This is a genomic window from Bifidobacterium pullorum DSM 20433 (assembly GCF_000771405.1).
Taxonomy (GTDB): Bacteria; Actinomycetota; Actinomycetes; order Actinomycetales; family Bifidobacteriaceae; genus Bifidobacterium; species Bifidobacterium pullorum.
On record NZ_JDUI01000001.1, the window covers coordinates 1 to 13,890 of the forward strand.

The following is a 13,890-nucleotide window of genomic DNA, read 5'->3' on the forward strand; positions in this document are numbered from 1 at the left end:
TCGCTGGTTCAAGCCCAGCCGCAGGAGCCACCACAAAGCCCATCTCCTAGGAGATGGGCTTTCGCATATCCCGGCGGCGTGCGTGACTGCGCCGGTACCGGTGCAGTCACGCACGCCGCCGTACTCACATACAAATCTTGTCCAACGACATGGCCGAATCGATCGGGAAATCGGGGGCCGAGGGGGCCACACCCGCCTCCACCAGGTTCACCCCCAGCATCGCGACCATCGCACCGTTGTCGGTGCACAGCTTGAGCTCGGGCACACGCACCTCGACACCGTGCTCGGCGCCGGCCTCCAGCAGCTTGGCGCGCAACTGGGAGTTGGCGGAGAACCCGCCGCCCACAACCAGCGTACGCGAACCGTACTGCTCGCAGCCGCGCATCGCCTTCCTCGCCAGCACGGTGGCCACCGAATCCGCCAGGGACGCGCACACGTCATCCACCGGGATATCCATGCCCCGGTCCTGCCGTTCCTCGATCCACCTGGCCACGGCGGTTTTGACGCCGGAGAAGCTGAAATCATACGGATGCTCACGGCCGGCCTTGCCCTGCGTCAGCCCCTGCGGCACCGCGATGGCGTGCGGGTCCCCGGACTGCGCGTGCCGGTCGATATGCGGGCCTCCGGGATACGGGAAGCCCAGCAGGCGGGCCACCTTGTCGAAGCACTCCCCCGCCGCGTCATCCAGTGTGGTGCCGACCACGTCGATATGCCGGGCCACATCCCCCACATGCAGCAGCGAGGTGTGGCCGCCGGAGACGATCAGGGCGAGCGTGTCGGGCGGGAACGGCCCGAACTGCAGCTGGGTGACGGCGATATGCCCGATGACGTGGTTGATGCCATAGATGGGCTTGTTCGCGGCCCACGCCAATGCCTTGGCACCCGAGACGCCCACGGCCAGGCACCCGGCCAGTCCGGGACCCGCCGATACCGCGATGGCGTCCACATCGTCGACGGTCATGTTCGCATCGGCCAGCGCCTTGGATACCACCGGCACGAACGCTTCGGCGTGGGCGCGCGAGGCGATTTCGGGGATGACGCCGCCATAGCGCGCATGCTCGTCCATCGACGAGGCCACCACGTTCGACAGGAGCCGCCTGCCGCGGACCACGGCCGCGGCCGTTTCATCGCAGGTCGACTCGATGCCGAGCACCACCGGTTCACTCATGGTCGTTCTCCTCCCGCTCATGCTGCGGCGCGGCGGCCGCACTCTGGAATCCGATCGTTCGAGGGGCAAGGTCGAGCGCCATCGTATAGGCGTCGACGCCTTCCGGTTGATAGTAGCGTTTGCGCAGTCCCATCCGCTGGAATCCGTGCCGCTGGTAGAGGTTCAGCGCCGGAGTATTGTCTACGCGGACCTCGAGCAGCATGCGCCGGGCCCCTTGTTCGCGGGCCTTGCCGATCAGCGCGTCCAGCAGCTGCGTGGCGACGCCTTGCCGCTGTCTGGAGGGGTCCACGCCGATGGTCATCAGTTCGGCGTCGTCACCGTCATACCAGAATCCGGCGTACCCGATGATGGTGGTGTGGTCGGTGTCGTCCACCGCCAGCAGATAGGTGCGTGCCGGGGCAGCGAGCTCCTGACGGACCGCCTCCCGGCTCCAGGCTCCCGACGAAAACAGGTCGCGTTCGAGTTCGGCGATGCGCGCGACGACGGCGTCACCGTCCATTGCGGCGTATTCCACGATCATCAGATGCCACGCTCCGCCCCGCCATGGTGCAGCACCTGCTTGAGCGGCTTGGGCACCGACACATCCGGGCGGCGCAGATACAGCGGTTCCACCGGACGCTCGGCACCGTCCGCATGCTCCGCCGCCGCATATCGTGCGAAGAGCGCCAGCCCGTCGGCCCCGAAATCGAACGGCGTCACGTCGCCGATCACGCCGACCGCGTCGATGCCGTCCCACGACGCCGCGTATTTGCCCGCGCCATGGCCAATGATGTCGACGACGATACGCCGGTCCGGCAGTGCGTCATGCAGGTCTGCGACGGCCGCGTTCACGCGTTCGGCGATATGGTCGGGGTAGTCGATATCCATGTCGATCACCGTACGCACGCCCTGCTCGCCGTCCGCGGCGTCGGCATACAGCGCGACATACAGCTGACGACGGCGTGCGTCGTTGACGGCGAGCGTCAGCCGTACGTCATCGCCCTGCGGCGGGGTGACGACGCGTAACCCTTCGGATGCGGCGATCGATCCATCCCGCAACAGTGCGGCCAGTGCATGCTGCGGGGCGAGGATATCCTGCCCGATCAGGGTGGCGCCGGTGGCGTAGGCGATGGTTTTGGCCGCCACGATGCCGGCGCGCAATCCGGTGAACGGCGCCGGGCCGATGCCGACGACCACCGTGTCTATGTCATGTGGCCGCAGTCCGGCCTCGGCGACGGCGCGGGCGACATTGCCCTGGAGACGCTCGACATGGGTGCGCGAATCGGTTTCGATGATCGGTTCATGCCCGACGATGCCGACCGCCGACCCATACGAGGTGTCAATCACCAGTGTGCGCGCCGAATCCGCCATGATGCCTCCTGCCGTTGCGTTGACCATCCCACTGTACAACCCCGTGGCAACGAGGCGAAGCTCAGCCGACGAGCGCGGCGATGCGGTCCGCCCAGTCGCCGCCGTACGGCGTCAGGGTCACGGTTCGGGTCCCTTCGCTAGTCGGCTGATCCGCGATGCCGCCGTCCGCCGGTCTGTCGATATGAATCTCCAAGCGTTCCGGGGCGAGCGCGGCGATCATCTGTTCCCCCCATTCCATGAGGATCACCGTGTCGGCGCCCGGCTGGTCGAGTTCCTCGTCCAGTCCCAATGATTCCAGTTCGTCCAGCAGGCGGCCGACGATGTCCTGTCCGGGGGCGTATGCGGTTCCGCCCAGCCGGTAGGCGTCCACATGGATCAAGTGCGCATGCGTGCCGTCGTGGAACCGGCCGCCCAGTTCGCGCGCGATGGTGAAGGTCGGCGAGACGATGGGTTCCGTGATGCCCAGTCCGCGTCCGAAGCCTTGCGCGAAGGTGGTTTTCCCGGCGCCCAGCGGACCGGAGAGCAGGATGACATCGCCTCCGCGGACGATGTGTGAGATAGCTTCGCCCAGTCGGCGCATGTCGTCGGCTTCAGGCGCGGCGATGCTGACGGTGGTCATTGTGCGTCCCTTCCTTTCCTGCCGATCAGGATGATGGCCTGTTCCAACGCGTACACCGGGTCGCCGCCGTTGGTTTTGCTCTGTTCGTCCGCCCAGGCGAGTGTCTGGATGCAGCGTGCGAGTCCGGGTGAGGACCATCCCGACAGCTGACGCGTCGCCAGTTTGAATACATAATCGCTCTTGATGTTGGCTTCCGACCGGGCGATGGCTCCGGAGCGCACGGCCGAGGCCTTGGCCAACGTGCGCAGCTTCGACGCCAGCGCGCCGATGAGCGCGATCGGGTCGGTGCCCTGTTCGATGGCCGAGCGCATGGCGACGATGGCGTCCGCGGTGCGTCCTTCCATGGCCCGGTCGGCCACGGCGAAGCCGGTGACCTGCGGGTCGGCGGTCAGATACTGGTTGACGCGGTCGATGCCGATCGGATCGTCGTCGAAGTCGAAGCACAGTTGCTCGCACATGGCGGCCAGTTCGCCGGTTCGTTCCCCCAGGACCGCCGCCAGCTGTTGCGCGGCCAGGGGGTCGACGCGGCGATGCAGGCGTTCGAAGCGCTGCACCACGAAGTTGACTTTGGCGTCCGCCGTTTTCAGTTCGGGGATCTTCTGCTCGACGGCACCCGCTTTGACGATCTGTTCGCGGATGCGCTTGCCTTTGACGCCGCCCTCATGCTGGCAGATCACCACGCTCGCCGTGGGGTCACCGATGGTCTGACTGCAGTATTCGGCGATCGTCTCCCCCAGCCGTTCGTCGGCGTTCTGCAGGTTCCTGACCACCACCACGGAGCTGTCCGACAGCAGCGACGGGCTGACCGCCTCCTCGAACGCGTAGCGGTCGGCCTCGGCGGCGTCGAGTTCCGTGATCGTGGCGTCGGGCCGCTCCCGCAGCGCACGGTGGCTCAGCTCGCGGACCTTCTGGTCGTTGAGGTAGCCGTCTCCGCCGACGACGATGCTCACACGGGCTTGGGATGAGGCTTTGGGCATACTGTTCAATCTCCCCGTATCACTGGACAACCGTCACCGCCGATGTTCGCGCGGCAAGGCCCACGTATCGAAGACCTGCGGGGTCTGGGCGAGCCACAGGCCGACCGCCGTATGCCACAGCCGCCATGGTCGCAACGGCTCGCCGTTCGGTTCGCTTCGGCCGGCGCGCACCGATCCGCGGAGCATGAGCCGTTCCATGCCGAGCATCATGGCCACGAGGGCGCATTCCACGGCCACGATCAGCGCCATGCCGCCGACACCGCCCGCCCAGGGCAAGGTCATGCGTTCGCTGCCGCCCAGCCAGTCGGCGCACACCTGCATCATCTTGGTGCCCAGGGAGGCGACGTGCGCCAGCAGCGCGCCGATGTCCGCGCAACACCATGAGACCAGCAGGGCGCCCAATCCGGCCATCGTCGCCGCGTCGACCACCGGGGCCACCATCAGGTTGGCCGGTATCGACAGCAGCGGTACGACCGGTTCCATCAGCACCTGCACCGGCAGCGTGAACAGCGTGGCCGCCACCGTTATGGCCATGGCCGACGCCACGCCCCGTGGCAGCACACGCTCCAATCGCGCCGACACCGATGCCGAGATCGTCGTGATGCCCAGCACCGCGGCGCAGGACAAGGCGAAACCGAAACTGACCGACATCGACGGGTCGATGACGATCACCGCCGACGCCGTCCAGCACAACGCGCTCAACGCCTGCGATCGCCGTCCCAGCGCGGTCGCGGCCGCGCCGAACAGGCCCATGACCAACGCCCGCAGCACCGAATCCGAGGGATACATGAGCGCCGCCAACCCCACCGCGCAGGCCGCGCTGGCGGCCGCCACCACATACCGGTGGGCCAGGAACCGTGCGCACAGCCATCGCACCACGCCTGTCACCAGCACGAAATGCCCGCCCGACACGGCCATCAGGTGCATGATGCCCGAGCGTTGGAACCGTTCCTCCAACTGCGCGGCGTATGTGGCGTCGACCTGTTCGGCCGCATCATCGCAACGGTCGTACCATTGCGAGCCGAGCACCCCCACCGTCAGTCCCGGCACCAGCAGCCGTCCCTGGTCGGACAGGCCGCCCGTCGCCGCGAACAGCGCCTCCTGCATCCGGTTGATGGCACGCCGCCACCAGGGCGGGGCGGATAGCGGATGTCCCCCATCGCCGTCGGCGACCGTGAACGCGATGCGACGCGGCCCGAAATCATTCGGCGCCAGGGTGCCGGAGAACCGCAGACGCGCGCCATGCGCCAGTCGTCCGCAACCGCTCCCCGTGGCGTACAGGCGCGCCGATGCCCGCGAGTCGACGGCCAGGCCGTCCGCGTTCACCGCATCGACGCGGATGTCCGCCTGGCAGTCGGCGCCGAACATCGCCGAAGCGAGCACCGGGGTCGTGACGGTCACGTCGGCGACGACGGTCCGCTCGCCCTGCCGGGCCAGCGCCGACACCGGATCATGCCAATCGGCGAGATCCGCGCACCATGCGGCGTTCGCCGACAGGAGGACTCCGCAACACAGCAGCGCCGCACCGCCCGACCATGCCCGCCATCGTCGCCGGTGCAGCATCGCGACGGCCAGCGCGGCCCCTATCAGCACGCCCGCCCCCAGCACAGCCACGACCGGCAGCGTGGGGGCGGCCGCCCCGAAACCGGACCACCCGGTGCCAGCCGACCCGGCACCAGTCGACCCGATGCCAGCCGACCCGGAACCGGCCATCGCGCGATCGGTGCCGCCATCCGTGCCCATCAGCATGGCGAATAATCGATGCGTGCCCAGACTGGCCAACCAGATGGCCACCGCCACCGGCAGCATCCGCCAGTCGCGACTCCCCTGCTCCCGGGCCGCGTTCGCCGTCCCCGTCATGGCACCGCCACCTGGTCTCGCATCTTGGCCAGCGTTTTCGGACCGATGCCGGGCACGTCCAACAATTGGTCCACGTCGGTGAACCCGCCGATCGCGTTGCGGTGGTCGATGATCCGCTGGGCGATGGCAGGCCCCACGCCGGTGATGGTGTCCAGCTGCTCCAATGTGGCGGCATTCAGGTCGACGCGCCCCTGCGCGTCGAATCCCGGCACGGGGGCCGGCGCGGCCACCCCGGTGCCGGAGGATGTGCCTGCCGCGTCCGACGTGTCCGCGACGCTTGGATCCGAGGATGTCCCCACGTCGGAGGGCTCATCGGAGCGCTCGGCATCCTCCTCGCGGGCTTCGGCGGAGGTGGCGACGTCATCGCCGTCGCCACCGATGTCGTCGCCACCGGCAGCCCGGCCGGTTGCCTGCAGGATGGACTCGCTCTGCCGGTAGGCCACGTAATGCAATGATTGCTGGATCAGCATCGTTATGCTGGCGCACAGCGCGCAGGTCAGCAACATGATCATGATCAGCGCGTGGATGGGACGCACCGCCAGACGGGGCTTGTCCCGCCGATGGCGGATGACCGGATCGTCCTCGGCGTCGCCGTCCCGGTCGCGGACGCCGGACAGATCGGACAGGCCCCTACGTGGCTTCGTTGCCGGGGACCGTTCGTCGGTGCAAGGCATGGCCCGCTTCCCGGAACCGACGCGCGGGACCGGCGACGGGGAGGTTCGGACCCCCACGGGAGGTCTGGGGGGATCCAGCGGCGACGGGGACGTAGCCGTTCCGCCGGCATGTAAGGTATGCGAAAGCCGCGGCCGGGGCCGGATGATCGTTTCCAGCCGTGCCGCGGCAGCCGTGTCGTCCCGCAGTGTGTGCATACGCCCATCATGGGATGGACGTCGTCGGGAAATCCAGCGCGGGACGGCTATGTGGTCGAACGCCTCCGGTTATCCACCGGAGGCGTGTCGCGATATGGTCGTCGGGTGATTACTCGGCCGGGACGATCGATACGATCTTCGGGGCCTTGACGATCACCTTGCGCGGTTCCTTGCCGCCGAGGCGGTCGGCCACGGCTTCGAGGGCCATGCGCTCGAGTTCCGCCGGATCGATGTCCGGGCTGACCTCGAGCTTGGCGCGCACCTTGCCCTTGATCTGCACGACCGCGGTGACGGTATCCTGGCCGACATACCGTTCGTCGGCCACCGGCCACGGCTCGTGGGCCAGCGACTCGGCGTGGCCGAGGCGGTTCCACAGCTCCTCGCAGATGTGCGGGGCGACCGGGGCGAGCATGAGGATCAGCGGCTCGACGGCGGCGCGGGGCACCGCATCCAACGAGGTCAGATGGTTGTTGAGCACGATGAGCTTGGCGATCGCGGTGTTGGGGCGCATGGCCTCCATCTCCACAGTCACGTCGGCGATCGTGTTGTTGAGCAGCTTGAGCGTCTTCAGGTCCGGTTCCGCATCCGTGACGCGCACCTCGCCGGTGGTCTCGTCCACGACGTTGCGCCACAGGCGCTGCAGGAAGCGCATGCCGCCGACCACGTTGCGCGTGTTCCACGGGCGGGATTCGGCCAGCGGGCCCATGCTCATCTCGTACAGGCGGAACGTGTCCGCGCCGTAGTTCTCGTACATGTCGTCCGGCGTGATGATGTTCTTCAGGCTCTTGCCCATCTTGCCGAACTCGCGGTTGACGTGCTGGCCGTTCCAGGTGAACGTCGGCTCGCCGTCGGCGCCGGCCGGGCCCTCCTCCACCTCGGCGGCCGGCACGTACTGGCCGCGGTCGTCGGTGTAAGCGTAGGCCTGGATCATGCCCTGGTTGAACAGCTTGTGGAACGGCTCGGCCGAATCCACATAGCCCAGGTCGAACAGCACCTTATGCCAGAAGCGGGCGTACAGCAGGTGGAGCACCGCGTGCTCGACACCACCGACGTACAGGTCCACGCCGCCGGAACGGCCGTTGCCGCGGTCCGGGCCCATCCAGTAGTCGTACTCGTCCTTGTCCACCATGTGCTCGGTGTCGGTCGGGTCGAGGTAACGCATGTAGTACCAGCAGGAACCGGCCCAGTTCGGCATCGTGTTCGTGTCGCGGTAGTAGGTCTTCTCGCCGTCGCCCAGGTCCATCGTGACCTTGACCCAATCCTCGTTGCGGCTCAGCGGCGCCTCCGGGTTGGATTCGGCGTCCTCCGGGTCGAAGGTCTTCGGGCTGTAGTCGGGCACGTCCGGCAGGTTGATCGGCAGCTGCTCGTCCGGCAGCAGGTGGGCCACGCCGTCCTCGTCGTAGACGATCGGGAACGGCTCGCCCCAGTAACGTTGGCGGCTGAACAACCAGTCGCGCAGACGGTAGCTGACCGTGCCCTTGCCCACGCCGGCCTGTTCCAGCCAGGCGTTGACCTTGGCGATCGCGTCGTCGACGCGCAGGCCGTCGATGGACAACGGCTGGCCGTCGGCGCGGGTCGCCTCGACGCTGGAGTTGATGACGATGCCGTCGTGCGAGACGAACGGCGCCTTGCCCTCGTATTCGGACAGATCGTCGCCGGATTCCGGCAGCGGCTTGACCGTGTAGATGACCGGCAGCCCGTACTTGACGGCGAAGTCGTAGTCACGCTGGTCGCCGCCCGGCACGGCCATGATCGCGCCGGTGCCGTAGTCCATCAGCACGTAGTCGGCGGTAAACAGCGGCAGCTGGGCGCCGGTGATCGGGTTGACGGCGTACAAGCCGGTGAACAGACCCGTCTTCTCGCCGGCCTCGTCCACACGGTCCTTGGCGGTCTTGGCCTCGGCCGCACGGCGGTAGGCGGCCACGGCCTCCTTCGGCGTGGCATAGCCGCCGGTCCAGGATTCGGGGATGCCCTCCGGCCAGGCGTCCGGCACATAGGCCAACAGGTGATGCTCCGGGGAGACCACGGCGAACGTGGTGCCGAACAGCGTATCGGGACGGGTGGTGTAGATCTCCATGTCCTGCTCGCCGGACGGGGTCTCGACCGTGAAGTGCACGGAGGCGCCGTGCGATTCGCCGATCCAGTTGCGCTGCATGAGCTTGACCTTCTCAGGCCAGTCGATGGTGTCCAGGTCGTCGATCAGGCGATGGCCGTAGGCGGTGATGCGCATCGACCACTGGCGCAGCTCGCGCTGGAACACCGGGAAGTTGCCGCGCTCGGACTTGCCCTCGGCGGTGACCTCCTCGTTGGCGAGCACGGTGCCCAGGCCCGGGCACCAGTTGACCGGGGACTTGGAGATGTAGGCCAGACGGAACTCGTTGAGCACGTCGGCCTGTTCGGCGGCGGTCAGATCCGCCCATGCCTTGCCCTCGAAGCCGGGGATCGGGCGGGCGCCGGATTCGAAGTCGGCCACCAGGTCGGCGATCGGACGGGCGCAGCCCTTGGAACCGCTCGGGTTCGTGGCTTCCGGATCGTACCAGGCGTCATAGATGCGGGAGAAGATCCACTGGGTCCAACGCACGTATCCCGGGTCGATCGTCGCGAAGGAGCGGCGGTCGTCGAAGCTCAGGCCCATGCGGTGCAGCTGGCGGCGCATGTTGGCGATGTTCTGCTCGGTGGTCACGCGCGGATGCTGGCCGGTCTGCACGGCGTACTGCTCGGCGGGCAGACCGAAGGCGTCGTAGCCCATCGCGTGCAGCACGTTCTCGCCCTTCATGCGGTGGTAGCGGCTGACCACGTCGGTGGCCAGATAGCCGAGCGGGTGGCCGACATGCAGGCCCTTGCCCGACGGATACGGGAACATGTCCATCGCGAAATAGGACTTGCGGCCTTCGGCGTTGCGGCCCGCGCCGTCCTTCAGATCACCGTTGACGTTCGCCGCCCAGAAGGTGCCGTGCTCGTCCCAGTACTGCTGCCAACGCTCCTCGATGCCCTGGGCCATCGCGGCGTTATAGCGGAAGGCGGGCTCGCCGGAATCGACCGCCGGCGCCGCCGTGTTCTTCTCGTTGTCACTCATGGTCAACGATTATCGCCACGTAACTGGACACCATGCGGGGCATCGTCCGCTGTCCGGACGAGCCCCACGTCACTTGAACCAGCGGGAACGGGTCAGGAACCAGGTCACCGCGGCGGCCAGCGCCATCGAGACGACGACGATGAGCAGGAATCCCCACGGTTTGTCGGTGAACGGCATGCCCATCATGCCGCCGTCGAAGTTCATGCCGTACATCGAGAAGATGAGCGTGGGAATCGACAGCGAGATGGAGATGATCGTGAAGATGCGCATCACGTTGTTCAGGTTGTTGGACACGATCGAGGCGAAGGCGTCGGTCATGTTCGCCAGAACGCCGCTGTAGATGTTCGCCATCTCGATGGCCTGCTTGTTCTCGGTGATCACGTCCTCGAGCAGGTCCTCGTCCTCCGGGTACTGCTTGATGCGGGCGAGCGTGGTGAGCTTCTCCATCACGATCTCGTTCGATTTGAGCGACGTGGTGAAATACACCAAGGTCTTGCTCAGTTCCAGGAGCATCAGGATCTCGCGGTTCTGCATCGAATGGCGCAGCTTGAGTTCGAGCTTGTCGCTCTCCCGGTCGATGATGCGCAGGTACCGCAGGTACATGGTGGCGTTGCGGTACAGGATCTGCAGGATGAAGCGCGTCTTCATATACGTGTTGAACCCGCGGATCGTGCCCTCCATGAACGGGTGGAGCACGGGGGTGTCCTGCATGCACACGGTGATGATCATGTTCTGGGTCACGATGATCGACAGAGGGATCGTCTCGTACCAGTCGCGCCCGCCGCGCTCCTCCACGGTCGGGATGTCGACGATGATCATCGTGTAATCGTCCTCGACGTCCACGCGCGAGCGTTCCTCGTCATCCAGCGGGGCGCGCAGGTCGGCCAGGTCGATGCCGGTCTCCTGGGCCACGGTGGCCAGCTCCACGTCGGTCGGGTCGGAGAGGCACAGCCATGAACCGTTCTCCGGTCTACTGATTTGTTCCACCTGGCCGTTGATGGTGTTGAACATACGCAACATGGGTCCCTCACCCGCCTTTCACAAAACCGTTGGATTGCCTGCGGCGGCTCATCCGAGCCGTATAAAGCATAGCCCCTGTCCCCCGACTTTGCGCCCTATTCGGGCACAAGTTCAGCCGTTGTTCATGTCCGCCGTCGCGATCCGGCGGATTGCGGCGCGGGTCCGTACGCCGACCTGCGGCGGGACCGGCCTGCCCGACCCGGCGTCCCGCTTGTGGGATGTGCTCGGCGACAGCCATGGTCCCGAGTGCGGAAGACCGGCGGCTGCGCGCGGGATGCGATTACGATGGCGGTTATGACGGAACATGTGGAGCATGGGTTCGGCCCGGTGTGGGATGCGGACTCACGCGTGCTGGTGCTGGGCTCGATGCCGAGTCCGAAATCGCGGGAGGCGTCGTTCTATTACATGCATCCGCGCAACCGGTTCTGGCCGGTGATGGCCGCGGTGTTCGCCGATCCGACGGACCTGGAGGATGCGCCGGGCGATACGCCGGATTCCCGGCGCGCGTTCGCGCTGCGGCATGGCATCGCGTTATGGGATGTCATCGCCGAATGCGATATCGTCGGCGCATCCGACGCGTCGATCGCCAACGCGGTGCCGAACGACCCGACTCCGCTGATCCGGGGCTCGCGCATCGCACTGGTGGCCACAACCGGCGCCAAGGCGACGCAGCTGTATCGGCGGCTGTGCGCGCCGCTGCTGGAACTGGCCGGGATCACGGTGCCGCACGTGGGATTGCCGTCGACCAGTCCGGCGAACGCGGCGATGAGTCTGGACCGGCTCATCGCCGCGTACCGTGAGGCGTTGGCGCCTACGGGTCGATGACCGCGACGCCGCGGCGGACATATCCGCGACGGCGCACCCGTCACAGTTCCGTCCGCGCGTAGATGCGCAGACTGATGGCCGCACTGGCCGCCATGATCGCCACGGTGAGCGCGGCGAATATCCCGCAGCACAGAGCGAGCCGTTCCGGGGACAGCAGCCAGAGCAGCCCGTCGGACCATGCGGCCACCGCGGATTCGTCCAGACTGCCCACGAACAGCGCCACCATCAGCACGGCGAACACGACGAGCAGCGGCAGTATACCGGTGGCCGTGGTGGCGCCGAACCGGTAGAACAGTATGGTCATCGCGCACACCATGACGGTGCAGACCATCAGGAACGCCAATCCGACCAGAAGCGCCGCGCGCACGGCATCCGCGGAGAACATCGCCGCCATCATTCCGGTCGGACCGCCAAGCCCCGGCGCCACCGCCGCGATGCCGATGTTCAGCCCCACCGCGACGGCCGCCGTCAGCAGGCTGGCGATCACCAGCGTCAACAGGGTCAGATACCGCCCCGCAACGACGTCCCGCCGGCTCAGCGGCAGCGTCATGCGATACGTCTTCCACCCCTTCAGCTCATCGTATTGGCCCAGCTGCATGCCGACCATCGGGTAGGTCATGAACAACGCCGCGGCCACCACCGTGGCCAGGGATTGCGTCTGCAGCCCCAGCCACAGGCACAGCGCCAGCGATACGGGCAGGTTCAGCAGCATCCTCTGCCGGATCATCATCAGATCGAGATGCCATGCGCGGATCATCGTGAAACCCCCTTGATCATGAAATGCAGATAGTCGTCGATGGTCATGCGGTCGCAGGGGATGTCCGGAAACGCCTCGGCGAACGCGAACCGATCCGGCACCGCCAGATCGACGCCGTATTCGTGATGCAGGATCCTCGGCGTCGCGCCGCCGAACACATCCGACCCAAGGATCGCGTCGATGTCACGCGCCCGGCATCGGGCCACACCCATGGTGTCGATGATCTCGTCCTTCGGCTTGTCGAAGACGATGCGGCCGTCGTCGATGCACACCACGCGGTCCGCGATCCGTTCCAGGTCGGAGGTGATGTGACTGGACATGAGGACACCGTGCTCGTCATCCGCCACGAATTCACGCAACAGGTCCAGCACCTCGTCGCGGGCCATCGGGTCGAGTCCGGCGGTGGCCTCGTCCAGGATGAGCAGCCGCGCCCCATGGCTGAGCGCGCAGGCGAGCGACAGCTTCATGCCCATACCCCGGGAGAGCTCCTTGACCTTCCTGGTATCCGGCAAACCGAATCGCTTCAGATATGCGGCGAACCGGCGCTCGTCCCACTGCCGGTAGCAACGCCGGAGCAGCCCGTTGACGTCCCGGATGCGCAGCGTATCGGGGAACGCCACCGTGTCGAAGACGACGCCCACCTGCTCCTTGGCCGCCACGCCATCCGCCCCGCCCATCCCACGGATCGGCGTGCCCAGCACCGTTCCTTCGCCGCCATCGGGGGCGACCAGCCCCAACAGCGCTTTAATCGTGGTGGTCTTGCCCGCCCCGTTGCGTCCGACGTAGCCGACGATTTCACCGGGTCGGACGGTCAGGTCCACATTCCGCAGGGCGAAGTCGCCGTACCGTTTGCATAACCGATGCGCCTCGAGCAGAGGCCGAGGGTCGCTCATGATGCGTCACCTTCCATGATGAGGTCCATCATCTCCCGCAGCTCGTCGTCGCCGATATCGGCGGACCGCGCATCATCGACGAGCCGCATGAGCCGCTGCTCGATCTGGCGGCGGCGTTCCTCACGCAGCAGTTCGACGTTGCCACCGGTGACGAAGCTGCCCTTGCCCTGCACGGTTTCGATGAACCCCTGGGCCTCCAGATCCGTGTACGCCCGCTTGGTGGTGATGACGCTGATGCGCAACCCGTTGGCGAGCGCGCGGATCGAGGGCAGTTTCTGCCCCGGCTGGAGTTCGCCGGTTAGGATGAGCTCCTTGATCTGCGTGGTGATCTGCTCGTAGATCGGCTTGTCCGATGAGTTGGAGATGATCAGATCCACTATGTGTTTCCTTTGCTAAGTCCGGTTCGGGCATGCATGGCGTGCATGTCCGAACCGTGCCCTTGACGAAAGCGTCCTCCCGGAAGAGCGCGAGTGTAT

The 13,890-nt window shown here is 66.7% G+C and carries 13 protein-coding genes; 1 reads left to right on the forward strand and 12 read right to left on the reverse strand.

From position 1 onward, the window contains the following. Window positions 1-124 precede the first annotated feature (124 nt). From tsaD to OU11_RS00045, 9 genes are all read right to left on the reverse strand, one after another. The gene (tsaD, locus tag OU11_RS00005) at window positions 125-1,168 is read right to left on the reverse strand and encodes a tRNA (adenosine(37)-N6)-threonylcarbamoyltransferase complex transferase subunit TsaD (protein WP_033513811.1); all 1,044 of its coding nucleotides are present in this window, start codon (window positions 1,166-1,168) and stop codon (window positions 125-127) included. Next, on the reverse strand, window positions 1,161-1,688 hold the full coding sequence (gene rimI, locus OU11_RS00010; RefSeq protein WP_033513812.1) for a ribosomal protein S18-alanine N-acetyltransferase: 528 nt from the start codon (window positions 1,686-1,688) through the stop codon (window positions 1,161-1,163). The genes tsaD and rimI overlap by 8 nt, the downstream gene beginning before the upstream one ends. Beyond that, a complete protein-coding gene (tsaB, locus tag OU11_RS00015) occupies window positions 1,688-2,518 on the reverse strand; it encodes a tRNA (adenosine(37)-N6)-threonylcarbamoyltransferase complex dimerization subunit type 1 TsaB (RefSeq protein ID WP_033513813.1) in 831 nt (276 codons plus the stop codon). Before tsaB ends, rimI begins: the two co-directional genes overlap by 1 nt. Before the next feature lie 61 nt (window positions 2,519-2,579). Then, window positions 2,580-3,137 (reverse strand): tRNA (adenosine(37)-N6)-threonylcarbamoyltransferase complex ATPase subunit type 1 TsaE, encoded by a 558-nt coding sequence (tsaE, locus tag OU11_RS00020; protein WP_033513814.1) that lies wholly within the window; start codon window positions 3,135-3,137, stop codon window positions 2,580-2,582. Further along, window positions 3,134-4,114, reverse strand: a complete 981-nt coding sequence (gene holA / locus OU11_RS00025) for a DNA polymerase III subunit delta (RefSeq protein WP_052122496.1) — start codon at window positions 4,112-4,114, stop codon at window positions 3,134-3,136. The genes tsaE and holA overlap by 4 nt, the downstream gene beginning before the upstream one ends. Before the next feature lie 33 nt (window positions 4,115-4,147). Beyond that, window positions 4,148-5,974, reverse strand: a complete 1,827-nt coding sequence (locus OU11_RS00030; protein ID WP_081963353.1) for a ComEC/Rec2 family competence protein — start codon at window positions 5,972-5,974, stop codon at window positions 4,148-4,150. Then, a complete protein-coding gene (locus OU11_RS00035) occupies window positions 5,971-6,648 on the reverse strand; it encodes a ComEA family DNA-binding protein (protein ID WP_033513816.1) in 678 nt (225 codons plus the stop codon). Before OU11_RS00035 ends, OU11_RS00030 begins: the two co-directional genes overlap by 4 nt. A 304-nt stretch (window positions 6,649-6,952) precedes the next feature. Further along, window positions 6,953-9,919 carry a leucine--tRNA ligase gene (leuS, locus tag OU11_RS00040; RefSeq protein WP_033513817.1) on the reverse strand — a complete coding sequence of 989 codons (2,967 nt, stop codon included), beginning with the start codon at window positions 9,917-9,919 and terminating at the stop codon, window positions 6,953-6,955. Window positions 9,920-9,988: 69 nt separating this feature from the next. Beyond that, complete coding sequence (locus OU11_RS00045; protein ID WP_033513818.1) at window positions 9,989-10,939, reverse strand: magnesium transporter CorA family protein; 951 nt, start codon at window positions 10,937-10,939, stop codon at window positions 9,989-9,991. A gap of 294 nt (window positions 10,940-11,233) precedes the next feature. On the opposite strand from OU11_RS00045, the gene OU11_RS00050 reads away from it, so the two are divergent. Beyond that, complete coding sequence (locus tag OU11_RS00050) at window positions 11,234-11,764, forward strand: DNA-deoxyinosine glycosylase (RefSeq protein WP_033513819.1); 531 nt, start codon at window positions 11,234-11,236, stop codon at window positions 11,762-11,764. 40 nt (window positions 11,765-11,804) lie between these two features. Here the strand turns inward: OU11_RS00050 and OU11_RS00055 are convergent, their stop codons facing one another. The 3 genes from OU11_RS00055 to OU11_RS00065 are packed head-to-tail and all read right to left on the reverse strand — an operon-like array spanning window position 11,805 to window position 13,791. Then, window positions 11,805-12,521 carry an ABC-2 transporter permease gene (locus OU11_RS00055; RefSeq protein WP_033513820.1) on the reverse strand — a complete coding sequence of 239 codons (717 nt, stop codon included), beginning with the start codon at window positions 12,519-12,521 and terminating at the stop codon, window positions 11,805-11,807. Further along, a complete protein-coding gene (locus tag OU11_RS00060; RefSeq protein WP_033513821.1) occupies window positions 12,518-13,414 on the reverse strand; it encodes an ABC transporter ATP-binding protein in 897 nt (298 codons plus the stop codon). The genes OU11_RS00055 and OU11_RS00060 overlap by 4 nt, the downstream gene beginning before the upstream one ends. Further along, window positions 13,411-13,791: a GntR family transcriptional regulator gene (locus OU11_RS00065; RefSeq protein WP_033513822.1), complete on the reverse strand. Its 381-nt coding sequence runs from the start codon at window positions 13,789-13,791 to the stop codon at window positions 13,411-13,413. The genes OU11_RS00060 and OU11_RS00065 overlap by 4 nt, the downstream gene beginning before the upstream one ends. Window positions 13,792-13,890: the final 99 nt, after the last annotated feature.

Excerpts from the sequence above, each read along its gene's own strand:
- tsaD (WP_033513811.1), bottom strand. The coding sequence starts at position 1,168 with ATGAGTGAACCGGTGGTGCTCGGCATCGAGTCGACCTGCGATGAAACG.
- rimI (WP_033513812.1), bottom strand. The coding sequence starts at position 1,688 with ATGATCGTGGAATACGCCGCAATGGACGGTGACGCCGTCGTCGCGCGC.
- tsaB (WP_033513813.1), bottom strand. The coding sequence starts at position 2,518 with ATGGCGGATTCGGCGCGCACACTGGTGATTGACACCTCGTATGGGTCG.
- tsaE (WP_033513814.1), bottom strand. The coding sequence starts at position 3,137 with ATGACCACCGTCAGCATCGCCGCGCCTGAAGCCGACGACATGCGCCGA.
- holA (WP_052122496.1), bottom strand. The coding sequence starts at position 4,114 with ATGCCCAAAGCCTCATCCCAAGCCCGTGTGAGCATCGTCGTCGGCGGA.
- OU11_RS00030 (WP_081963353.1), bottom strand. The coding sequence starts at position 5,974 with ATGACGGGGACGGCGAACGCGGCCCGGGAGCAGGGGAGTCGCGACTGG.
- OU11_RS00035 (WP_033513816.1), bottom strand. The coding sequence starts at position 6,648 with ATGCCTTGCACCGACGAACGGTCCCCGGCAACGAAGCCACGTAGGGGC.
- leuS (WP_033513817.1), bottom strand. The coding sequence starts at position 9,919 with ATGAGTGACAACGAGAAGAACACGGCGGCGCCGGCGGTCGATTCCGGC.
- OU11_RS00045 (WP_033513818.1), bottom strand. The coding sequence starts at position 10,939 with ATGTTGCGTATGTTCAACACCATCAACGGCCAGGTGGAACAAATCAGT.
- OU11_RS00050 (WP_033513819.1), top strand. The coding sequence starts at position 11,234 with ATGACGGAACATGTGGAGCATGGGTTCGGCCCGGTGTGGGATGCGGAC.
- OU11_RS00055 (WP_033513820.1), bottom strand. The coding sequence starts at position 12,521 with ATGATCCGCGCATGGCATCTCGATCTGATGATGATCCGGCAGAGGATG.
- OU11_RS00060 (WP_033513821.1), bottom strand. The coding sequence starts at position 13,414 with ATGAGCGACCCTCGGCCTCTGCTCGAGGCGCATCGGTTATGCAAACGG.